Annotated in this window: 19 protein-coding genes; 8 read left to right on the forward strand and 11 right to left on the reverse strand. The window is 56.5% G+C overall.

Annotated features, from left to right (window positions below; all coding sequences use genetic code 11):
* Positions 1 to 3: 3 nt before the first annotated feature.
* Together AAE514_RS13040 and AAE514_RS13045 are read right to left on the reverse strand one after the other, a co-directional pair.
* Positions 4 to 1,266, reverse strand: a complete 1,263-nt coding sequence (locus AAE514_RS13040) for a valine--pyruvate transaminase (RefSeq protein WP_347331989.1) — start codon at positions 1,264 to 1,266, stop codon at positions 4 to 6.
* 7 nt (positions 1,267 to 1,273) lie between these two features.
* Complete coding sequence (locus tag AAE514_RS13045) at positions 1,274 to 2,566, reverse strand: YihY family inner membrane protein (protein ID WP_347331990.1); 1,293 nt, start codon at positions 2,564 to 2,566, stop codon at positions 1,274 to 1,276.
* 238 nt (positions 2,567 to 2,804) lie between these two features.
* On the opposite strand from AAE514_RS13045, the gene wrbA reads away from it, so the two are divergent.
* The 3 genes from wrbA to sppA are packed head-to-tail and all read left to right on the forward strand — an operon-like array spanning position 2,805 to position 5,833.
* Positions 2,805 to 3,413 carry an NAD(P)H:quinone oxidoreductase gene (gene wrbA, locus AAE514_RS13050; RefSeq protein ID WP_347331991.1) on the forward strand — a complete coding sequence of 203 codons (609 nt, stop codon included), beginning with the start codon at positions 2,805 to 2,807 and terminating at the stop codon, positions 3,411 to 3,413.
* An 11-nt stretch (positions 3,414 to 3,424) separates the two neighbouring features.
* Positions 3,425 to 3,838 carry a DUF2069 domain-containing protein gene (locus AAE514_RS13055; RefSeq protein ID WP_347331992.1) on the forward strand — a complete coding sequence of 138 codons (414 nt, stop codon included), beginning with the start codon at positions 3,425 to 3,427 and terminating at the stop codon, positions 3,836 to 3,838.
* A 48-nt stretch (positions 3,839 to 3,886) separates the two neighbouring features.
* Positions 3,887 to 5,833, forward strand: a complete 1,947-nt coding sequence (sppA, locus tag AAE514_RS13060) for a signal peptide peptidase SppA (protein ID WP_347331993.1) — start codon at positions 3,887 to 3,889, stop codon at positions 5,831 to 5,833.
* A 43-nt stretch (positions 5,834 to 5,876) separates the two neighbouring features.
* Here the strand turns inward: sppA and AAE514_RS13065 are convergent, their stop codons facing one another.
* From AAE514_RS13065 to AAE514_RS13090, 6 genes are all read right to left on the reverse strand, one after another.
* Complete coding sequence (locus AAE514_RS13065) at positions 5,877 to 6,587, reverse strand: UbiA family prenyltransferase (protein WP_347331994.1); 711 nt, start codon at positions 6,585 to 6,587, stop codon at positions 5,877 to 5,879.
* An 87-nt stretch (positions 6,588 to 6,674) separates the two neighbouring features.
* On the reverse strand, positions 6,675 to 8,039 hold the full coding sequence (locus AAE514_RS13070) for an alkaline phosphatase family protein (RefSeq protein ID WP_347331995.1): 1,365 nt from the start codon (positions 8,037 to 8,039) through the stop codon (positions 6,675 to 6,677).
* Between the two features lie 137 nt (positions 8,040 to 8,176).
* Entirely contained in the window at positions 8,177 to 9,325 is a 1,149-nt protein-coding gene (gene eboE, locus AAE514_RS13075; RefSeq protein ID WP_347331996.1) for a metabolite traffic protein EboE, read from the reverse strand.
* A complete protein-coding gene (locus tag AAE514_RS13080) occupies positions 9,313 to 10,458 on the reverse strand; it encodes a 3-dehydroquinate synthase (RefSeq protein ID WP_347331997.1) in 1,146 nt (381 codons plus the stop codon). Before AAE514_RS13080 ends, eboE begins: the two co-directional genes overlap by 13 nt.
* 23 nt (positions 10,459 to 10,481) lie before the next feature.
* Positions 10,482 to 11,378, reverse strand: a complete 897-nt coding sequence (locus AAE514_RS13085; protein ID WP_347331998.1) for a TatD family hydrolase — start codon at positions 11,376 to 11,378, stop codon at positions 10,482 to 10,484.
* Between the two features lie 32 nt (positions 11,379 to 11,410).
* Positions 11,411 to 12,301: an EboA domain-containing protein gene (locus AAE514_RS13090; protein ID WP_347331999.1), complete on the reverse strand. Its 891-nt coding sequence runs from the start codon at positions 12,299 to 12,301 to the stop codon at positions 11,411 to 11,413.
* A 345-nt stretch (positions 12,302 to 12,646) separates the two neighbouring features.
* Here AAE514_RS13090 and AAE514_RS13095 point away from each other — a divergent pair, with 345 nt between their 5' ends.
* Positions 12,647 to 13,075 carry an FKBP-type peptidyl-prolyl cis-trans isomerase gene (locus tag AAE514_RS13095; RefSeq protein WP_347332000.1) on the forward strand — a complete coding sequence of 143 codons (429 nt, stop codon included), beginning with the start codon at positions 12,647 to 12,649 and terminating at the stop codon, positions 13,073 to 13,075.
* 46 nt (positions 13,076 to 13,121) lie between these two features.
* On the opposite strand, the gene AAE514_RS13100 is transcribed toward AAE514_RS13095, so the two are convergent.
* The 3 genes from AAE514_RS13100 to AAE514_RS13110 all read right to left on the reverse strand — a co-directional run bounded on the left by AAE514_RS13100 (position 13,122) and on the right by AAE514_RS13110 (position 17,099).
* Positions 13,122 to 15,113: a PKD domain-containing protein gene (locus AAE514_RS13100; protein WP_347332001.1), complete on the reverse strand. Its 1,992-nt coding sequence runs from the start codon at positions 15,111 to 15,113 to the stop codon at positions 13,122 to 13,124.
* Positions 15,114 to 15,464: 351 nt separating this feature from the next.
* On the reverse strand, positions 15,465 to 16,178 hold the full coding sequence (locus AAE514_RS13105) for a GntR family transcriptional regulator (protein WP_347332002.1): 714 nt from the start codon (positions 16,176 to 16,178) through the stop codon (positions 15,465 to 15,467).
* 174 nt (positions 16,179 to 16,352) lie between these two features.
* Positions 16,353 to 17,099, reverse strand: a complete 747-nt coding sequence (locus AAE514_RS13110; protein WP_347332003.1) for a PEP-CTERM sorting domain-containing protein — start codon at positions 17,097 to 17,099, stop codon at positions 16,353 to 16,355.
* A gap of 804 nt (positions 17,100 to 17,903) precedes the next feature.
* Here AAE514_RS13110 and AAE514_RS13115 point away from each other — a divergent pair.
* From AAE514_RS13115 to AAE514_RS13130, 4 genes are all read left to right on the forward strand, one after another.
* On the forward strand, positions 17,904 to 18,407 hold the full coding sequence (locus AAE514_RS13115) for a DUF2938 domain-containing protein (RefSeq protein WP_347332004.1): 504 nt from the start codon (positions 17,904 to 17,906) through the stop codon (positions 18,405 to 18,407).
* 739 nt (positions 18,408 to 19,146) lie between these two features.
* The gene (locus AAE514_RS13120; protein WP_347332005.1) at positions 19,147 to 19,527 is read left to right on the forward strand and encodes a hypothetical protein; all 381 of its coding nucleotides are present in this window, start codon (positions 19,147 to 19,149) and stop codon (positions 19,525 to 19,527) included.
* A 95-nt stretch (positions 19,528 to 19,622) separates the two neighbouring features.
* On the forward strand, positions 19,623 to 19,919 hold the full coding sequence (locus AAE514_RS13125) for a hypothetical protein (protein WP_347332006.1): 297 nt from the start codon (positions 19,623 to 19,625) through the stop codon (positions 19,917 to 19,919).
* Between the two features lie 665 nt (positions 19,920 to 20,584).
* Positions 20,585 to 21,115, forward strand: a 531-nt coding sequence (locus AAE514_RS13130) for a GrpB family protein (protein ID WP_347332007.1), incomplete at its 3' end; no start/stop codon positions are given.

Below are 21,115 nucleotides of genomic sequence, written 5' to 3' on the forward strand. Positions count from 1 at the left end.
CTTCTACCCTGCCCCTTCGGTATACAACCGCCGCACTTCATCGGCGAGAATCTCCGCGCCGCGCTCAATGCGCACCGGATCCTGACAATAGGTGATGCGCAGGCATTGGTGTTTGTGCGGCCAGTCATCTTCCAACCCCGGGAAAAAGTGCTCCCCCGGGACCACCAATACTCCCCGGCGCTTTAGGCGTTCATACAGGGACAGACTGCTGATGGGCAAGTCCTGAAACCAGAGCCAGAGGAAAAAGGCCCCCTCGGGCCGATGGATGCGCACCGGCAGTCCCGCGAGACAGCGCTGAAAAACGGCCAGAGCCGCTTCCATTCGGACCTTGTAAAACGGCTGAATCACCTGCGGCCCCAAAGTGGTCAACTGCCCCCGGACCAGCAACTGCTGCGCCAGCGCCGGCCCAAAATTGCCACAAGCCAGGCTCATCACCGTGTTGGCGTTGGTGAACGCCTCAATCACCTCAGGGCTGGCCACCACGACCCCCGTTCTCGCCCCGGGCAGCCCCAGTTTGGAGAGGCTCATCACAAGAATGGTATTGTCGTTCCAAAAGGGGGTGACCGAGCGGTAGGTAATATCGGGAAAAGGCGCCCCGTAAGCCACATCCAAAATGAGGGGCACGCCGGCCTCTTGCGCACGCTCATCCAGGCACGCCAGCTCCTCGTCCGAGACCAGATTCCCCGTGGGGTTGGTCGGGCGCGACAGGCACAGCGCTCCCACCTCTTGAGTCAACTGTAGCCGTTCAAAGTCGATGTGGTATTTAAAGAGACCCTCGGGCAAGCTCTTGATGACCGGGCGGTTCGAGCGAAACAACCCCGGCGCCAGGCCCACATCCGAGTAACCGAGATACTCCGGCACCAGAGGCAACAGCACCCGGCGGTTCTCCCCATCCGAGCCCTGCCCGGCCAGCAGGTTGAACAACACAAAAAAGGCGGACTGGCTGCCGTTGGCCACCGCCAGGTTGGCGCGAGTAACCGGCCAGCCACAGTGGCGACGCAGCTCCCGCGCCAGAGTGTCGAGGAACTCCGGGTCGCCCTGCGGTGGCTGATATACGCCCAGCATGGGTCTGCGCACCGCCGGGTCAGCCATGGCGCCCTGCAATGCCTCGGTCAGCGCCGCCTCCACCTCGGGGATGGCCGCCGGGTTGCCACCTCCCATGAAAATCATATTCGGGTTAACCCTGAGCGCGTCCCCCAGGTCTTCCATCAGGGTAATAATGCCTGCATTACCGGCCAGCTTCTCGCCGAACTTCGATAGTCTCATGGGCCGCCTATACTCCTTCTGCCGGGCCCGGCAGTGCTTCGCTTTTCTTCGCCGACGAATTCTCTTCGCGTTCAAACAATTCCGCGAAGGTCATATCCAACTGCTCGCGGGAATACTGCTCAATGTTTTCCAGACGACGATGCAAAACCGGATACCAGGGCAACTTATCCAACCCCACCGATGGGTCGGGCAGTACCCGAGGCAAATCCAGCATTTGCGCCAGCTCCCCCAGGCGCCGGTAATGCAGGTCCCGACAAAGCACAAAGTCATCCTGATTGGTGACTGCGATCCAGTTGTTTTGCTGTAACGCTTCACGGATCCGTTGCCACTGTGCCGAGGACAGCCCCAACGCCAGCAATTCACCATCTTCCAGCCCCCGCCCCTCAAGGCTGCGACGATAAAAATGCCACAGGATCACCGTTGCCGCCACCAAATCCGGGTAGCCCCGATCGCGCAGGGAAATTTGATAGATGCCAATGGTATGAACAAACACCGCGCCCGAGAGAATCACCAGCCAGGTCACGTTCACCCACAGCAGAAATAAAGGGACGATGGCAAAAGCGCCGTAAATAGAACTGATCGCGGAGTTGGCCACAATGACCCCGAACACCGCTTTCAAAACCTCAAACACAAAGCCGGTAAGCAGGCCACCGGCTAACGCGTGTTTGAGGGGGACTTTGCAGTTGGGAACCGCGGCAAATAACAGAGTGAAGGTGGCTGAGGTCAAAATCCAGGGGGTGAATTCGAATATCCAGGTAAGCCAACCCAGAACCTGAGAGCTGTCCATGAAAAAACGCAGGGAGACCAAATAGGTACTCATCGCCAGGCCGATGCCGAGCAGCAAGGGCCCGAGACTGAGTACGGCCCAATATAGGAGAAACTTGGAAATGCCGCGACGCCCTTTCACAATACCCCAGACGGCGTTAAAGTTCATCTCGATGTTAGTGAGCATAAAATAAGCGGAGGCCACCAGAAAAATTACACCCACGATGGTCAGCCGTCTTGCCTGTTTGGAGAAATCCTGCAAATGGCCGAGCAACTCCTGCCCGGTTTCGGGTACCATATTGGCGAAGATCAGCGCCTGCACCTCTTCACCGAGCCCCTGAAAGGCGGGGATGGCGGAGAACATGGAATAGGTGACGGTCATTAGCGGCACCAACGCAAACAGCGTGACGTACGTCAGCTGAGCTGCACTTTTCATACAGTCGGTGTCGCGTATTTGCCGCCGCATCATCTTAACAAACTGCCAGGAAAGGCGAGCGTAATGACGCCGGTTTTCAGCTTTTGACAGATCCCGCATAAACAACAATTCCGTAGCTCAAACGCCGATAAAACGAGGCTCTTAATGATCGCACTGTACCACACCCCTTACCACGCCCCATCTAGAAGCGGCGCAGGAGGGCGGTGCTTCGGGCCTTCGATTGGGCGCCCTTCTGTTTCGGACTGGGTTCTGGGCAGAGTATAGTGCAGAGGACGAACAAGAGTGCAGAGAGCGAATAAGAGCCCACAAGACATCCCGGCAACCGGTACCTGAAAATATGCCCTACATTCTCATTCTTTACTACAGCCGAACGGGCGCCACCCATGCCATGGCGCAACAAATCGCTCGAGGCGTTAACCGCGCCAGCGGCTTTGAGGCGCGGCTGCGTACGGTGCCACCGGTTTCCGCCGAGACCGAAGCCACCGCCCCGGCGGTGCCCGAGTCCGGCGCGCCCTACGCGACTCTGGATGACCTCAAACATTGCTCGGGCCTGCTGCTGGGCAGCCCCACCCGGTTCGGCAATATGGCCGCCCCGCTGAAGTACTTCCTGGACAGCACCAGCAGCCTCTGGGTCAATGGCGATTTGATTGACAAACCCGCCGCGGTTTTTACCTCCACCTCCAGCTTGCATGGTGGACAAGAGGCCACACTGTTGTCGATGATGTTGCCGCTGTTGCATCAGGGTATGATTTTGGTCGGCCAGCCCTACAGCGAACCCGCCCTGACCCGCACCCGCACCGGCGGCACACCTTACGGCGCCTCGCACTGGGCCGCAGGCCCCGAGCCCGAAACGCTCAGCGAGGACGAAATCACGCTGTGCCAAGCGCTCGGCGAACGGTTGGCCCGGCTGGCCGAAAAAACCCGCGACCGGAAAACCACAGATTAAAGGAGCTCCCCATGGGAATGGCCCCCAAGGCCCCACAAGACAGCGACCAGGCCCGGCAAATCCACCACCGGCTCCGACTGGCCCGGACCACGGTGTTGGTCTGTTTCAGCACTTTGCTCATTCTGTTCACGGTGCTGACGCTGATCCAGACCGACCCCAAATGGAAGCTCTGGTTGGTGCAGATTCTGCCGTTGGCCATCTTTATTCCCGGCCTTTGGCGCGGTTATCATCGCACCTATAGCTGGCTGTGTTTTGTGATACTGCTGTACTTCACGTGGTCGGTGGCCAACGTCATTTCACCTTTGGCCTACTGGCGGGACTACGTGGTGGTCACATTGAGCGTGCTACTCTTTATCAGCGCCATGATGGCCAGCCGCTGGCGCCAACAATGGTGGCTCTGGGAGCACCGGAAAAGCCCCGAGTGAGCCAAGCCTAAGCCCTGAACGACGACATTGATTACAAGGAATACGACCGTGCGCTACGACGAGCCCCCCTACAACGATCACGCTGACCGCAACGATCATCCACACCACCCCGGCCAAGAAGGCCACCAGGCTTACGCCGAGCGCCCCCGCAAACCGGGGCCGATCCGGCGTTTTTTCGGCTTCCTCGGCCGGGCCATCAGTTGGCTTCGTGTCACGCTCAGCAATCTGCTGTTTTTGTTGATTGTGGTGGTCATCGTGCTCGCCATAACCGATGCCGAAGAGCCCATGGTCATGCCCGACTCGTTTGCTCTGACGCTCTCCCCCAGCGGGTTTCTCGTGGATGAAGAAAGTTACGTGGCACCGGTGGAAATGCTGATGAGTGGGGACGACGGCTCGCTCGAAACCCCGGTGCGCGAGCTGGTCGAAGCCATCGACGAGAGCCGCCAGGACCCAAGAGTCTCCGCGCTGGTTCTGCAACTGGACGATCTACTCGGCGGGGGCATCAGCAAGCTCGAAGAGATCGGGGCGGCCCTGAAACGGTTCAAACAAACCGACAAGCCGATTATCGCCACGGGCAGCCTGTACACCCAGGACCAGTACTATCTCGCCAGCTACGCCGATGAAATCTACATCGACCCGATGGGGTCCATCCTGCTGACCGGCTACTCGAACTACCGAACCTATTTCAAGGATGCCATCGACAAACTTGAAATCAATTTTCACGTCTTCCGCGTGGGCCAGTATAAAGACTTCGTGGAGCCCTACACCCGTAACTCCATGTCCCCGGCCTCGCGCGAACACAGCAGCGAGTGGCTCAACCAGCTCTGGGGGGTATACACCAGCCGCGTAGAGGCCCAGCGGCAACTGCCCAGTGGCGCCATCAACGACTACATCAGCCAGATGGATTCACTGCTATCGGCCGTGGGCGGAGACAGCGCCCAGTTGGCCCTGGACTCCAAGCTGGTGGACGACATCCTTTCTCACCGCGAGCGTGAGCAAATGCTGGTGGAGCGTTTTGGCAAAAACCAGCACGGAGAGGGCTATAACGGCATTGATTATCGGACTTTCCTGTCCGACCTCGACCGCCAACCCAGTGTTGAGCCGGAAGGGAAAGTGGGCCTGATCCTCGCCACCGGCACCATCCAAAGCGGCGAGCAGCCCGAAGGCAGCATCGGCAGCGAAACCATCATCCAACGCCTGCAACAAGTGCGGGAGGACCCTTCCATTAAAGCGGTGGTGGTTCGCATCGACAGTGGCGGCGGCGGGGCTTACGCCTCGGAAGTGATTCGCAGCGAGCTGGAGGCTCTGCGAGCGGAGGGCATGCCGGTACTGGTATCCATGGGCAGCATGGCCGCCTCCGGTGGCTACTGGATGGCCATGGGCGCGGACGAGGTGTGGGCCACGCCCACCACACTGACCGGCTCCATCGGCGTGTTTGGCGCCATCCCCACCTTCGAGGACAGCCTGGAGAACATCGGCATCAACGTCGATGGCGTGGGCACCACGCCTTTGGCCGGCGCCATGCGGCTGGACCGCACCCTGACCCCACAGGCGAAAACCATTGTTCAGCAGACTGTGAACCACATTTACGAGGAGTTCACCTCCATGGTGGCCGAGGCCCGGGGGCTGCCCCAGGAGCGGGTCGATCAATTGGCCCAGGGTCGGGTTTGGACCGGTGCCACCGCTCATGAGCTGGGGCTGGTGGATCAGCTCGGTAGCCTCAAGGAAACCATCGCCGCCGCCGCAAGCCACGCGAAGTTAGAAGAATACGATGTGCGCCTGCTCTCGCGCCCCTTGTCACCGTTCGAGCAACTGGCACGGCAATTCAGCCAAAGCTCAATCAGCGCGCTAATACCGCACGCCCGGCAAAATCAGTGGCTGAGCCAAGACCTGAAGCGGCAGCTGGCGCCGCTGCTCGAGCCACTGAGAGCACTCAGTGAACTGGACGACCCGAGGGCGGTGTACGCTCGCTGCATGGAGTGTTTGACTCCGTAACGGCTCAAGCACAAGCCTTTAAGAACCTCGGCCGGGGCGAGAGTCAGTCGCCCCGGACGTAGCGCTGGCTCAAGCGAGTCAGCAGCGTGGCCCCCGCCCCCACCAGTAACCACACCGGTGCCACCAGCACCGCCAGAAACAGCCCGTCAACAATACCCATGCCGGCAATCATCCACGGGATCAACGGAAAGCCAAACTCCCGCTGGCGGCTGTTCTCCCAGCGGGCCACCACGGTGACCAGGAGCGTATACAGCGTCTGAATTCCGCCGGCCAACCAAACCAGCGCCGGCACTTCTCCCACCAGGGCAACCGCTGTTACGGCGTAAACCCCCAGCCGAGTGAGCGCCATCAGAAAAACCGTGGCCCAGTGCTTTTTATGCAACCAGTCGTAGAGGACGATAACGACGGCCAGCACCAGCCCCGCCAAAGGCGCTCGGTGGTCCGGGGCAAAAAACAGGCAGACAAACCCCGCGGCAAACAACGCGATGACAATGCTTAACACCTGCCGGGCCGTAATTCGCCCGGAGGGAATGGGACGATAAAGCTGGTGTTGGGTGTCCCAGTCCCGGTCGCAGTAATCGTTGAGCGCCATCCCCCCGGCGTAAAAAAACGACAGCGCAAGAAGAATCAACCCGATGGTATAGCTCCCACCGGCCACGGCGCTGACAATGACCGCCGTGGTCAGCACGTTCATCCAGACGGTGGGCAAATTGCTGACCCGGCATAGGGTCAGCAGAGTTTTCACAGAAGGCATGGGTTTTCTCTCTTATGTATCTTGTAGATTCTCGTATTCGTGCTCGGGCTTGTCGGTATGGGCTTGTGTAAGCGTGTGAAAGAAAAATCAGTCAAACAAATGCTTAAGCATCAGATCACAAACCGCCGTGGCCGGCACGGTTTCTTGCGGGATCAGACTCGGCTCGGTACTCATCAATAGCGGCATGGACTCGGGCGACCCGTCACTGACCCCGTGGGAGCCTTTTACCAACTCCGGCGCCACGGCAATCACATCCATCACATAGCGCAACCCCAGCTTTTTCTGGGCCACTCGTTGTGCAGCCTTAAGCTTGGGAAAGCGCAGCTTGGGGTCAAAGAACAACTCGCAGGGGTCGAACCCGGGCTTTCGATGAATTTCCACCTGGTGGGCGTAATCGGGCTGCCGGGCATCGTCCTGCCAGAAATAATAGGTAAACCAACTATCCGGCTTCGCCAACAGCACCAGCTCGCCACTGCGCTCATGGTCCAGCCCGAACTCCGCCTGCTCGGTTTTATCCAATATGCGGTCGATGCCCTCCACGCCTTCAAACACCCGGCGCACCGCGGGTATATCCGCCTCATCGTGCACATAGACATGGGCGACCTGGTGATCGGCCATGGCAAAAGCCCGGCAACTGAAATAGTCCAGATACTCCCGCCCCAGATCCACCTTCAAGGACAACATACCGGCCTCGCGCAACAACCGGTTGGGATGAATGGCCCGCGAAACATTCTGAATACCGTACTCGGACAACACCATCACCCGACAGCCGCGCTTCTCAAAAAAGTCGAGCAAATCCCCCGCCAGCGTATCAATCTCTTCCAGGTCCCGGGCAATATCCCCATCGGGCCCCTCTTTCTGCAGCACGTAATCCATATGCGGTAAATACACCAACTGCAGACTGGGCTCGTGGGCTTCCTCAATGTACTTGGCCGCGTCCGCAATCCATTGGCTGGACTTTATATTCGTCATCGGCCCCCAAAAGTTAAACAGCGGAAAATTGCCAAACTTCTCGCTCAACGTCTCCCGCAGCGCCAGGGGGCAGGTATAACAATCCGGTTCCTTGCGCCCGTCCGCCAGATACAGCGGGCGGGGCGTCAAGGTAAAATCCGCGTCGGTGGCCATGGCATACCACCAGAAGGTATTGCTACAGGTAAAGCTCGGGTCCCGCTCCTTCGCCAGATGCCAAACCTTGGGCCCCTGCACCAGCTTATTGCTCTGCCGCCACAACCAAACCTCATTCATCTCCCGGAAATACCAGCCATTAGCCACAATGCCATGCTCTTTTGGCGGCTTTCCGGTGGTATAGGTTGCTTGAGCCGCACAGGTAACAGCGGGCGTCACTGGCTCAATGTCGGTTGCTTTACCGGCCAAGCGATTCAAATTAGGCGTGTGCTTCCCCAACAAGGAGCGGGTCAACCCGACAATATTCAATACAACGGTTCTATGCATATCACACTCTTACTCATATTTGCCGTGCCCCGGTTAATGGAGAGAGCGGCCGGCCCGTTGACCCTATCAAGACTCTCTGAGGCATGGATGCCGATGAGAAGCCCCCAGGGATGGGTTCACGGCGGGTCTTGATAGGGTCAACGGGCCGGCTGCGTAACACTCTCGGCTAACAGGCTACTAACCCAAGACAATTCGCGGGCAATGCTTTCACCCACCGAATCTGTTCTCAAGTGGTCGGGTAAAACACCGAAGCTGTAGGTTTCCACTTCCAGTGGAACGTTTGGGTCAAGCAAAGGTAGCAACTGCTTCAAGAACGGTTGAGTCGTTCCGCAATCGCCCAAATGCTCCAGAAAGATCGGTACATGAAAGTGCACCCGGCATTCCTCGGGAGTCAGCCCTTCAGACAGCGCCTCTTCAAAGTCCGGCAAATCACTGAATGCATGTAACTTACCATCCGAGGTACGAGCCACCGCCTGATGCAAATAAACCGGTTCGTTAAAGCGCAGTAGCCGCCCTACTTCATCTGGGGTGTTCGCCTGCAAAGCACTGGAGACTTGCACCTTCGCAATCGGAATTTCCGCTTCCGCCAGCCGCTGCAAGCACTCCTCGGGTTCTTCAAACTCCACGGCCTGGTGGCAGCAGTCGAAACACACACCCAGGTGCGCATTCTGCTCCATCGTCAGCCGTGGTCGAACACGCTGGAAAAACGCTAGCAGCTCGTCAGTGGTTTCCAGCACGCAGGCGGGCTCAGGCTCGATGGCCAAGGTCACATGAACGCCGGTGCTTTGCTTCAGGTTCACAAAGTGCGCGAGCACCGACTGGATGTTATCCAACACCGCCGGCCAATCGCTCTCCGAAAAACCCTCTTTGAACGCCACAGGGACGGTGGAGATGGAAAGGGTGTTGGCATCCGGCTGTAGCTTGACCGCGATATCGCCCAGGGACTGGGTGTAGCGCACCCGTTCCGCTTCGCGCCAGTCCGGCAGGTAAACTTTCTCCTTCACCCGTTCGTTGTGAAAGGCTCCGTAGGGAAAGCCGTTGATGGTCAGCAGGTAGGCATCGTGCCGGTGGCACCATTCTTGAAACTCCGCCACCGCCTTGGCATCGATTTCGGCGGCAGCCTGCCCGGCGATGCGCAGCCCCAGGGGAAAGGGGCGTTGGGCCTGGTCTTCCAGGCGCTGTTTGACCTCGAGCACATGGGTGTTGAGGTTATTCATTACATCCGCCCAGCCTTCGCCTGGGTGGATGTTGCTGCAGTAGGTCAGTGGCTGGGTCAAGCCGGCCATTTCGCCTCCAGTAGGTGTTGGCGGCATTGGTGCATCAGGGCCAGGTCAATTTCACCCACCTCTTGAGCCTGACCGGCCTCCAGGAGCAGGGTAATGCACAGCTGTCCGCCCAGGTGTTCGCGAAAACCTTGGAGGGCCGCTTCGATATCCAGCGCCTTCAGTGCCGGATGGGTGAGTGTAAAGCCGACGCCTTCCAGGGTATCGCGAATCGCCAGTAGTGTGTCGGTGTCGATCATGCCTTGAGCGTGGGAGTAGAGAGAGTCCAGCGCAATGCCGATGGCCACCGCTTCACCGTGACGCAGCTCCGAGCCCGACAGTTCCTCCAGCCGATGAGCGCCCCAGTGACCGAAGTCCAGCGGCCGCGCACTACCCCGCTCGAAGGGGTCGCCGCTGGTGCGGATATGGTTCAGGTGCAGCTCCGCGCAGCGGGCGATCATATGTTCCATCGCCTGGGGCTCGAAGGCCGCCAGGCGTTCGCGGGCGCTGTGCAGCCAGTGGAAGAACTCACCGTCGCGTATCAGCGCCACTTTCACCGCTTCGGCCATGCCGCAGATGCGGTCCCGCGCCGGCAGGCTGTGCAAAAAGTCGTAGTCATTGATTACCGCGAAGGGGGTGGCAAAAGTGCCCAGGTAGTTCTTCCGGCCGCGGTAATTAATGGCGTTCTTAACGCCAATGCCGGCGTCGTTTTGGGCCAGCACCGTGGTGGGCATGCGAATCAGGCGAATACCCCGGTGGGCGGTGGCGGCGGCGTAGCCCATGGCGTCGATGACGGCACCCCCGCCGATCACCAGCGCAAAGCTGTGCCGGTCGATGCGGTCGGTTTGAGTCCGTTGGTAGAACTCGTCCACCTCCACCGGGTCGGATTTACAAATCTCGCCCCCGCGTACCATCAGCGGGGGGTCAATCAGCTCAATTCGTTCACTGTGCGCTTCGGCGTAGGCCTCGAGCCGCTCGATCAAATCCGGGTGGCCCGCGAGCACTTGGTCGTCAATTACCGGCAGGAGCCGGTGACGCCCCTTGCCCGCCAGGGCAATGATGTCGGTCAGCAGCCGGTTGTCGGGGGCGAGCGTACCCCGGTCGAAACAGACCGGGAACTCGTGCGTCATGGTGAACGCCTGTTGAATTTGCCACATGAACTGCTACCGCTTCTGTGCAATCAATTGGGGACCGGCTCATCGACGCGGGGCTGTTGGCCACGCAGCACGGTGTTGTCATTGTAGGACTGGCGCTGGTCGATCACCGCCGGCTTGGCCAGCTCTTCTTCGTCGATTTGACCCGATTGGGCGTAAGCGGCCAACGCATTGCCCCAGCAGGTCAACTCAATGGCTTTCTCGTCAATGCCACCCTTGCGCATCAGGTTCGCGGTTTTGGGCACGGACAAGGGATCGCTAACCCCCCAGTCCGCGGAGCTGTCCACAATAATGCGTTCCGGACCATAGCGGCGTACCACTTCCACCATGCGCTCTGAACCCATTTTGGTGTTGGGGTAAATGGTGAACGCCGCCCAGGCACCGGAGTCCAGCACGTCATCCACGGTTTCTTCATTATTGTGGTCGATCACCAGCTTATTCATGGGGACGCCGGCCTCACGGGCCACATCAATGGAGCGAATAATCCCGTTTTTCTTGTCCCGGTGGGGGGAGTGAACCATGACCACCATATCGTGCTCCACGGCGAACTCCAGTTGGCGCTGGTACACATACTCCTCCGCCGGGGTGATTTCGTCATAGCCGATTTCGCCAATGGCCACCACGCCTTCTTTAAGAGCAAAGTTGGGCAGAATTTCCAGCGCCTCGCGGGCGAGGCCTTCGTTATTGGCCTCTTTGGAGTTGATGCCGATGGTGCAGTAGTGAGCGATCCCAAACTGGGAGGCCCGGAAGCGCTCCCACCCCACCAGGCTGGCGAAGTAATCAATAAAGCTGCCGACGTTGGTGCGGGGCTGGCCCATCCAGAAGGCGGGCTCAATCACCGCGCGGATGCCCGCCTCGGCCATGTTTTGGTAATCGTCGGTGGTCCGGCTGCTCATATGAATGTGCGGGTCGAAGTACTGCATAGGTACGCCTCTTTTTATTAACAGGTCGTTATTTAAGCGGAGTGGTCATCGGCAAACAGCGGGGCGAACTGCGTCTGGTCGCTGCGGCCGTCTTTCGCGTTTTGCCAGTAGGGTAACACTTTCGCTTCCCGGGGCTCGACCGAAGCCAGCCAGGCCTGCTGCCCGGCGCGCTCGGCGGCCAGCACCATGGCCGCGCGCTCGGTTTCAGACGCACAGGGCCAGTGGTCCGTCAGCAGCCGCAGTACCCGCTCCTCATCGTACGGCCCCAGGCAGAGCCAGAGCCCCAAGTGGTAAGGCCGGCCGGCACTGTGACGCTCCTCGGCCCAGTCCAACGCCATGCGCGTCAGCTCCGGGCTCAGCCGCTGATCCAACCCGGAAATACGATACAGCGGGCAGTCCAGAAACAGCGCCTTGATAACCAGTTGATTCCAGGCGGTATCGTCGAAGTGGGTGACCGGATAGGGCGAGTCGAGCGCGATGGCTTCAAACACCGTCAGCATATTGGTGCGGCAGGCCTCGGTGGCGCGCCAGACAAAGCGCTCCCCCTGGGGCAGCAGCGGAATGCTACGATACAGAGCGCAGGTTTCACCCTCGTCCGCATAGCGAAACAGGGCGTCAAAGTCCTGGGCGAACCGCTCTGTTTCCAGGTCCGGTCGGGCGAGCAGAAGGTTCACTCGCAGCAACTCCAGGCGGTTCCAGGCCCGAGGGCTCCAGCCCGGCACGGCGCCCTCGGCGGCGGCCAGTTCCGTATCCGTCAGCCCCAGCGGTTGGCGCTTGGCATGACGGCTGGCCAGCGCCAACAGCTTGGCGAAGGCCTGCCCCTCGGCGCCGCCGCGGAGGTCGGATTGAGCTTTGTCCCAGAAGGCACGCCCGCTCTCGCTTAGACGCTCTTCCATTAATTCTGTCAGTAACTCGCGAACCACTGCCACTTACCTATAAATCATATAATTAATCGGAGGATTATACGCAAACCCCGCGAACGAATCGAGCCGAGCGGCCAGCCCCCGTGGAGTCGGGCCGCCGGCGCCGGGAACGCACCACCCTATCGCCAAACCAGGCGTCAAGACAATGATACCCCCAACCCCCACCACAGCAGTAGGGCGAACTGGCGCAGCGTCATCCGGCGCCTATCAATACTCTACACCGCCCAGTCAGCAATTCCACACCAGTCCGCCTCCAAAGTTGCATTCCCCGACCAATCCGCTAGCATTTCCCGCCGAAACCCGGCAAACGTACCGCTTTTTATCAACCACCCGGATACCGCGCACATGGCCCGTAACAAACTGAACAAAGGCTCTTCCGGCCAAAACCGCAAGGCTAGCGATAACTACATTGAAAAATTTCGGCAAAAGCCCGACGTGATCGAAACCGGCACCGGTTTGCTCTATCGGGTAGTGGAAGAAGGCGATGGCCTGAGCCCCACCATGGAGGACAAGGTGGTCGTGAACCAGCGCATTCAGTTGGTGAACGGCAAAGTCATCGCCGACACCTATCAGGACGGCATGCCCGACACCTTCTCCATGAAAGAAGCCATTCCCGGTATTCAGGAGGGGCTGCAACTGGCCAAGCAAGGCGGGCGATATGAGTTCGTGGTGCCCCCGGATTTGGCCTGGGGCAAGAAAGGCGTGGGGAATAAAATCGGGCCGAACGCGGTGTTGATTTTTGACGTGCGGTTGGTGGAGGTGGTATTTGGCTAGCGGGCGATGAAGCCGCCCCGGGGGGCGGCTTCGTCAAACGTCTACGTTACTGCCACCGGGAGGCGTGGCTCACGGGCGCCGCCGTCCCCGTTTCGGGGTCCATGGCGTAAATGGTGGTGCTGCCCTCCATTGCCACACCAAAGTAGAGCAAATTCTTGGAGCCCTGATACGCAAGGAACTTGGGCTGGGTGTCGATAACATCCTCAAAGCCGAGCTCAATCGACTGCCCTTCCCGCTCCCCATTCGCCACATTGACGGTAACAAAGCGTGGATTAAAGGCGCTGTCCGGCAGAACGTAAAGCAAGCTGCCGTCCGCATTGATGCTCATGCTCAGCGCGCCAACGCCTATCTGCAACGACTCGCTACCAGCCCCAAATACGGCAGCGGATACTAACTCCGAGCTGACAAAACCGTCAGTTTGCTGCATGCTGAAAATATCACTGTCCGGCGTGGTGTTCTTAATAAATAACAGTCGGTCAGCTTCCACATCTTTGGTCAGGAGTAACGGGTACTCAAAACGAGAGCCATCGTTCACTTGACTGGCAATTTCGGAGCGGTCACCCGTCGTCAGGTCGATGGAAACGAAGGCGTTCGCGCCATTGTCCGCCACCACAAGCTCGCCGCTCTCGCCCAGAATAATGTCGGTGGGGATCTGTAATGGGTCGCCACTGCCTCGACCACGCCCGGAAACCAGCTCACGACTGCCGTCTGTCATGCTGACCCGGTAAATAATGGATTCCAAATTCTCATCCGCCGGACTGCTCGCCAAGTAAAAGAAGCCGTTGTCAAAATCGCAAGCCATTGCCGTCAACGCCATTTGATTCTCGCCCTGGGCGTCATCCGCAAAGTCCGTGACTGAGTCGCCCCGCGTTCCGGTGTCGATGCTGACAGGAACGAGCTGGACAGACGTCGTAAAGGTGCTATCAGCCAACACCCATAATTTCTTTTCCTCGTCGTCCAAACACAGGGAAAGAGGTTCTCCGAACGCTGGACCGGAGCCCAGATTACGCTCATCGTCAGAGGAAAAATTCGCGGTAATGGCGGTAACCCGGCCTTCGGAGTCGGTGGCCTTCACAGTCAACTCGGTCGTTTCAAGCCCTTCAGGCAGCACCGCCTCATCGACTCTCCATTGACCATCTTCCTCTACGACAGCCTCGTACTCACCCACTCCGGTGACAACCACCACCGACTCCAGGCTGGCCCCCTCAATCACGGAGACGGTGCCAAAGGCCGGCACGGTACCCAGGGAGTACAGCGTTTCTTTAGGCGGAAAGTGCAACGCCAAGTCCGGCGCATCTTCCGGAGTGACCGTAACGGTCACCGAATCGTCACTGGTGGCGCCTTCGTCATCGGTAACGGTCAGGGAGAAGGTCAGCTCCAGCACCTCATTGGTGGAAGGGGCCTCAAAGGCGGCCTGCGCCTGATCGGCACCCACCAGCTCTACCGAGGCACCGGCGGTTTGAGTCCACTGGTACTGGGCCACCTCTCCGTCGGAGTCTTTCGCTTCGGGCGCGAAGGTAACCTCAGTGGTGCCCCGTGCGGAGAAGTCCGCCCCAGCGTCCACGGTGGGCGCCGTGTTCACTCGGTGGACGGTAACCAGCAAGGTATCGGACGCTTCATTCCCGCCCTCATCCTTTACCGTTACGACAATGCCATACTGCACTTCGTCTTCCGTTTCCGTGTCCGGGCCAGTAAAGGAATAACGCATGGCCCCGAAGCTAAGCACCTTCAAGGGCATTTTCAGTGCCGAGGACGGTGAAGATAGGCTTCTTCCCACAATATCGCCATCAGCGCCACTCGTTTCAGCCTGGAAGGTGACAGTTTCCCCCTCGTCAATATCAAGGTCCGGCCCCAAGTCAACGGTCAGCTCGCCAGAGCCGGAACCACCGCCGCCGGTGCCCGGGCCGGGGCCGGAATTACCACCCGAGGAGCTGCCACCACAGGCGGTAATAATCAATGAGAAAACCAACGCAACCACCGGGAGCACTACCCGCCTGGCTGCCAAAGAAAAGAAGCTACTGTTGAATGCACTGTCCATAAACACTACCCATACTCGCTATCGTTATAACGCCTGACGCCTTTTTAGAGCCGGTCCAAAAAGCATTAATATGTAGGGAGCACCCGGAGGGAGGGACACAAAGCCGGAAAACAGGAGGGGAAGCATCCGTGAAACCTTTGTGAAAATCGCCACGCCCAAAGGGCACCCTATAACCATGCAAGCCCACAAAACTTGCGTAACGGCCAATTCTAATTATGACGACATGTCGAAATCAACGCAACCTTTTAGGGTCTGTGAGACCTGTCACAAAACCCCACAAAATGATGCCAAATATCACACAAATAGGGAAAAAGGGAGCGACACCGGTCGCCAGCTTGAGCCGATATCGTTCTAGTCCTCCGAGAAGTACTCGGGGTGCTCCCGTGGAATGACGGCAAGCACTTTGTAAACATCCTGCATATGCGTTGCCATGGCTGTGCGAGCGGCCTCGGGGTCCTGCTTTTTGAGGGCCTTCAGAATGGCCTGGTGCTGCTCCAAAACGCGATGGTATTGCCCACGAATATGTAAGCTCAAGTTACGTACGCGGTCCATGTGCGCCTTTTCGGACTCTATAAGCTGGGTAACGCGAGCGTAGCCCGTGCGGCCAGACAGCGTTTGGTGGAAGTGATCATCCAGCCGCTGGAAAGCCAAGGCATTGTCATTGTCGGCGGCCAGCTTCTGCTCGGCCAGGATGGATTCGCACTCAGTTATCAACCCCTCGTCGGGCTGCTCGGCCACGGCGGTCACTACCGCAAGCTCCAACGCCTCACGAATGAAGCGCGCTTCAAGGATTTTTTCCACGCTGAACTTGGAGACGTAGGTTCCGCGCTGGGGCAGCACATCCACAAACCCGATATTGGCGAGCTTGATGAGCGCTTCACGCACGGGAGTGCGGCTAACACTGAACTGCTCGGCCAGTGCGGTCTCGGAAATCATTTGGCCGGGCTGGAACTCCATGTTGATGATCGCATCCCGGATAAACTCATAAATCTGTACCGATACCGGGCGATCGCCAGCCACGCGACGTTTTCGAGTGAGTGAGGGGGAGGTTACTTTCCGAGGCACGAGCGCGTCATCCTATTTTCGTGGGTATAATGTCAGTATAACCCAGCCAATCGTGGGAATGGCAAACGCCTTGCGTTCGTGTAACTACGGAATGCGAAAGCTAAGACTGCACGTAGGGGGGGTAATCGAAGGGAGGGGGTGACCCCGCCTTAGCGGGGCACCCTAAAGCACAGTTTACTTGGTGCGACGGCGTGCGGCGCCGAGACCAAGCAGGCCGAGGCCCATCAGCAAGAGCGAGCCCGGTTCGGGCAGTTTGCCGACGGTGACATTGTCGATGCCCCAGCCGTCATCAAGCGTGGAGTTATCGAACGTGAGCTGGCCGCCAACGATATTGCGGTCGCTTTGCAGCGTCACATACCGAACGTTGCCGTTGGTCAGCTCAAACGGGATGGTGGTGGAAGCTGCCCCTTCGCTATCGGCAAAGTTGAGCGTTAAATCAGCCGACACGTCGGCCGCATCCGCCAACTGAAAGCCGAACGAATCGAACGGGCCAGAGCCAGAAAGCGCTCCGTCCAGATTCCATACCACCTCTTTGGCATCGTTGCTGTCCAACCACAGGTCGTCATCGGCCAGCACGCTGCGACCGAACTCACCAGTGGCGTTACTTTCAATCATCAGGTTGTTGATGTTCTCGTTGCCACTGGCGGGCTGGCCGTGCTCGGTCAGAGTGAAGGTGCCCACGCTGGTATCGTAGGAGTTGCTGGTGCCTTCCCAGGAGTCGTGGAAACCCTCTCCCATGACCCGAGTTCCGGCCAGGCCGTTGAAATCTTCGGTCACAGTTCTTTCGGCGTCCACCAAGCTAAGATAGTTGGACTGTGCGGTTGCCGCGTCTTCGTGAACGTTAATATCGATCGCGGCTGCGTGAGTGGCAAATGCGGCGGTAAAACCGCCTACTAAACAAGTTTTCGCGAGAAACTTCATAACGTCATCCTTTGATTAACCCAGGTGAATTGAAAGGTTTACCAACAGGCTATCTTTCTATCTTACTCTCGCTTTTTTAAGCCTCACCCAGAGAAAAGCAGAGGTCATGCCAGTTTGTCAAAAAACGCTCATCATGGGGGTTAGGGGGAATGCAAAATTTTATGCCACAGCAGTCTTGTTAATTTTCTCGACGACGAAAAACCCCTTTTAAAACAACAACTAACAATTAAAACGCCACTGCCGACCGGGAGAATTTACTAATGAAACTTTTAACGTTATTAAGTGCCTAACATAGTGCCCGTATGTCCGAGTGCCGCCCTCAGTCAGGTGGATTTTCGTGAGGAAGCCAAGGCATGCTGCGGGTTTCACTCCCCTGAACAATGGAAAAGACGCGGCCAGTTGGAAGCACTAAACCGACTTGGCGCTGCCGAGAAACAAGCTCGGCTGCAAGTGGAAATTCAATCGACAACCAGCCCCCCCGGTTAACTCATGAGGCAATTACCCACTCTGTCAGCCTGGTTGTCCAGTTGGCGAAAGCCGAGCAACGAAATGCTGGGAGACGGCCTAGGAGGGAATGGATCTGCTTCTCAAAATCCTGTATACAAGCACAGAATGTCTTTAAAGATTTCAATGGAAGTGCGCGATTTTGGCGGGCGAAACTCGGAAATTATAAGAAAAACAATGGATTAGAAGAACTCATTGGTAGAATATCGCGCATTGGGTAGAATGCTATATAGCATGCGCGTTTACAGTCCCGTCCAAACGACCTGGCTGCTTACCCAGTAATCGACATCAGGAGGTGTCATGAAAATTAGCTTATTCTTCAGCATCGTAGCTGTTGGGATTGGTGCAACGCTAGTAATGGATCTTTGGGCCTTTCTCCTGAAAAGGGCCTTCGCAATTCCGTCACTGAACTACTGTCTCGTTGGGCGATGGCTTGCGCATATGCCTGAAGGACGTTTCGCACATCAAGGTATCGGGCAGTCTGAACCGAAATTCTGGGAATGCCATGTCGGCTGGGCTGCTCACTATGTGATTGGTGTGGCATTCGCTGCGATTCTTGTCGCGATTGCATCTCCTGTATGGTTACAAGAGCCCACGATAATTCAACCTATAGTTTTTGGCGTGGCAACCGTGTCTGTGCCGTTCTTTATTATGCAGCCGTCATTTGGACTTGGGGTTGCGGCATCTAAAACGCCGAATCCGAAACTAGCTCGAATCAGGAGCCTTATGGCGCATGCGTCTTTTGGCGTGGGGCTTTACATTGCCGCGCTGATATTGAGCTTTATATTGCCAGCTCATGCCTAACCCTGCCATCAAATTCGCTCCCTTCGGTCGCCGGACGCTCGTTCCTCGCGCCGTTTATGGCGGGCGTTAGAACTAATTTGGCATTATTGAATGTTCAATTGTCCTTCATGTAAAAATAAAACCATATCTCTAGTTGCTAAGCTAGCTGCTTTCTATGATAGGGATTGTAACAAATGTAATGAGTGTGGGGCATTCTACGGAGTGGGAGGGACGCATTCAGTTCTGGTCACATTCTTGTCTGGCTTTGCTGGGTTTTTCTCGTTTGTGCCAGTATTTGGTTATTTTGGTTTTGTAGCTGCATTCATATCGTTTGTTGTATTGCCCTTAGTTACAATGGTTTTTCTTGGTAGTCTTGTGCCACTCAAGATTCTAGAGTGCGAAAATGAGTAAGATTTCTAATCGGGCAAGGACGGGTATTTAGCCCGCCCTCCCCGTAACACCCCTCGCTTTGCTCACGGGTTACCGCTCCCTTCGGTCACTCGCACTGCGTGCGTGGTCTCCGCTGCGCTTCGACTCCTCCAAACTCAGCCTTGCGGCGGAGCCCTTGCCATTCGCTAGTAGTTAGCGTTAAATTGACCATTAACGGTGATCTTCCTACAGGGGACTTTCACCCCATTAGTTCATGCCCATGCTGAGCATACACAAAGCGCTGTTGTCGGACAAACATTCCGCTGCGCTTCATGTTTTCCGCAAGGCGCGGCGTTAAGTGCAAGCACAATTATAGCTCAATGGTGGGATAATGATTTCATACGATCCATCTGTGCAGCCGAACAAAGAGGAGTGGCTGGAATCTACTGAACAAGAAAGGATTGACCTTGTTAAAAATTTTCATGAGCTAAATGATGAGAGCCTCGACGAGGAGGCATTAACTGTCCACTCTGCAGTACACGTAATCGTCGAAAATCAGCTAGCTATGGGAGTAGAGCTGTTACCGGAAACGGTGGCTAAACTAACTAGACAAGGCCTTCCGCGCCATGAAGCGATTCATGCAATAGGTGCAATATTAGCTGAAGATATTTTCGCTATAGTGCGGGGTGAGAGAAGCGAGGTTTCACCAAATCAATATCGTAGGAAGCTGGAAAATATCACTGCGAAACGCTGGAGAAAAGGTCAGTACTAATGCAGCGTAGCGCACTTAATCAGAGCGAGGATCGGAGCCATTTTCCGATAGCGCTACAAATGCCCCGCTGTTGCGGGCTTTAAATGTACTAGCAGATGAATAGTATTAACCTAAAGCCCGCAGCAATAATGATCTCTGCATGCCTCCTAACTGGTTGGAGCATCGAGTACCTGACGGGATTTTCCTGGCTAACGGCAACGTTACTTGCAATGATCACTGTTTTAGTTAATGGCCTCATCATATTCAACGAAGACCTTGATGAAGAAGGTTATGATTATCAAGAAGGGGTAACTGATACACCTGAAGCTAAGGCTGAGAAAATTAAAGCCAACAAAATTCAGGCGGCAATAATTGTTCTACTTATCATAGGTGCCGTGTGGTCATACATTTAAGAAGGCGTTATAGCTGTTCAAGGCTTTACACATGGAACAAAGTAAAACTATAAAGTACGCGTTTTGGCGGGGAGCTATGCTGGGCCCATTGGCGGTTTTCCCAGCCACTGTATTCGGGGCTCTTCTGATTTCCATGTTCCAATTTGAATCAGGAAGTCTCACTGAAGTGTTTCAAACTTCGCTAATGATAAGTTTTTGGGGTATATGTATTGCTTATCTAGCGGTAGTCTCGTTTGGAGCTCTTGTCTGGTTCATTCTTTGGAGAATTCAACGCCTTTCGCTCATGCCCCTACTGATTTGCTCAACTATACCCGCCGCTCTTATGGCAGTCTTCATGAAAGATATGAGTTTTTCGCTAGTAGTTGCTTATTACTCGTTAGCGGTTTGCACCATGAGTTGGTTCGTAGGCTTAAGAGATGTGCCGAAGCTTATAACCAAGCCATAAATTACGCTCCCTACGGTCGTCGAACCTCGTTTCGCTCGGCCGTTTATGGCGGGCGTTGAGGCTGTAGAAAAGCTCGAGCAATTCCTTTGTTTTCAAATGCCTTTCGCGCTACGAAGTGCGCCCAGAATTCGCGTAGTTTCAGGATTCTCTGCGCAGAATATGATCAGATAGAAGAGGCTGGAGTTTTTCTACAGCCTCGCTGTCAGGCTTGAGAGTAAAAATGAAAGTTGAGTTGAAGCAATACAATTCGAAATGGCCTGAGCTATTCGAGCAAGAAAAGACGTTTCTACTGGAAGAGATCGGTGGTTTTCTTGTTGGCTCAGTGGAGCACGTTGGCAGCACTGCTGTGCCAGGCATGGTTGCAAAGCCGATAATTGACATTATGTTTGGAGTTGAAAGCCTAGAGTCTTCAAAGGGTGCAATTGAAGTTCTGCAAAAAAATGGGTATTGCTACTACCCGTATAAATCTGACGTTATGCATTGGTTTTGCAAGCCTTCTCCCGAGCTTCGTACGCATCATTTGCATTTGGTACCGTACCAGAGTCCGCTTTGGAAGGAGCGCACTAGGTTCCGGGATATACTTCGAGAAAACCCGAAAGTAGCGGAGGAATACCGGCTCTTAAAACAATCATTGGCGGCTGAAATGGCGTCTGATCGAGAGTCATATACTCAGAGTAAGTGGCCATTCTGTCAATGGCCATCTATTTTGACCCACGTTTGGCCATTAATTTTGACCCACCGTACGTCGTCT

Source organism: Marinimicrobium locisalis (assembly GCF_039822625.1).
Lineage (GTDB): Bacteria > Pseudomonadota > Gammaproteobacteria > Pseudomonadales > Cellvibrionaceae > Marinimicrobium > Marinimicrobium locisalis.

Coding starts and splice junctions, on each gene's coding strand:
- eboE (WP_347331996.1), bottom strand. CDS start 9,325: ATGGCCGGCTTGACCCAGCCACTGACCTACTGCAGCAACATCCACCCA.
- AAE514_RS13040 (WP_347331989.1), bottom strand. CDS start 1,266: ATGAGACTATCGAAGTTCGGCGAGAAGCTGGCCGGTAATGCAGGCATT.
- AAE514_RS13070 (WP_347331995.1), bottom strand. CDS start 8,039: ATGCATAGAACCGTTGTATTGAATATTGTCGGGTTGACCCGCTCCTTG.
- AAE514_RS13110 (WP_347332003.1), bottom strand. CDS start 17,099: ATGAAGTTTCTCGCGAAAACTTGTTTAGTAGGCGGTTTTACCGCCGCA.
- AAE514_RS13085 (WP_347331998.1), bottom strand. CDS start 11,378: ATGCAGTACTTCGACCCGCACATTCATATGAGCAGCCGGACCACCGAC.
- AAE514_RS13120 (WP_347332005.1), top strand. CDS start 19,147: ATGATTTCATACGATCCATCTGTGCAGCCGAACAAAGAGGAGTGGCTG.
- AAE514_RS13125 (WP_347332006.1), top strand. CDS start 19,623: ATGAATAGTATTAACCTAAAGCCCGCAGCAATAATGATCTCTGCATGC.
- AAE514_RS13045 (WP_347331990.1), bottom strand. CDS start 2,566: ATGCGGGATCTGTCAAAAGCTGAAAACCGGCGTCATTACGCTCGCCTT.
- AAE514_RS13055 (WP_347331992.1), top strand. CDS start 3,425: ATGGGAATGGCCCCCAAGGCCCCACAAGACAGCGACCAGGCCCGGCAA.
- AAE514_RS13065 (WP_347331994.1), bottom strand. CDS start 6,587: ATGCCTTCTGTGAAAACTCTGCTGACCCTATGCCGGGTCAGCAATTTG.
- AAE514_RS13095 (WP_347332000.1), top strand. CDS start 12,647: ATGGCCCGTAACAAACTGAACAAAGGCTCTTCCGGCCAAAACCGCAAG.
- AAE514_RS13080 (WP_347331997.1), bottom strand. CDS start 10,458: ATGTGGCAAATTCAACAGGCGTTCACCATGACGCACGAGTTCCCGGTC.
- wrbA (WP_347331991.1), top strand. CDS start 2,805: ATGCCCTACATTCTCATTCTTTACTACAGCCGAACGGGCGCCACCCAT.
- AAE514_RS13115 (WP_347332004.1), top strand. CDS start 17,904: ATGAAAATTAGCTTATTCTTCAGCATCGTAGCTGTTGGGATTGGTGCA.
- AAE514_RS13100 (WP_347332001.1), bottom strand. CDS start 15,113: ATGGACAGTGCATTCAACAGTAGCTTCTTTTCTTTGGCAGCCAGGCGG.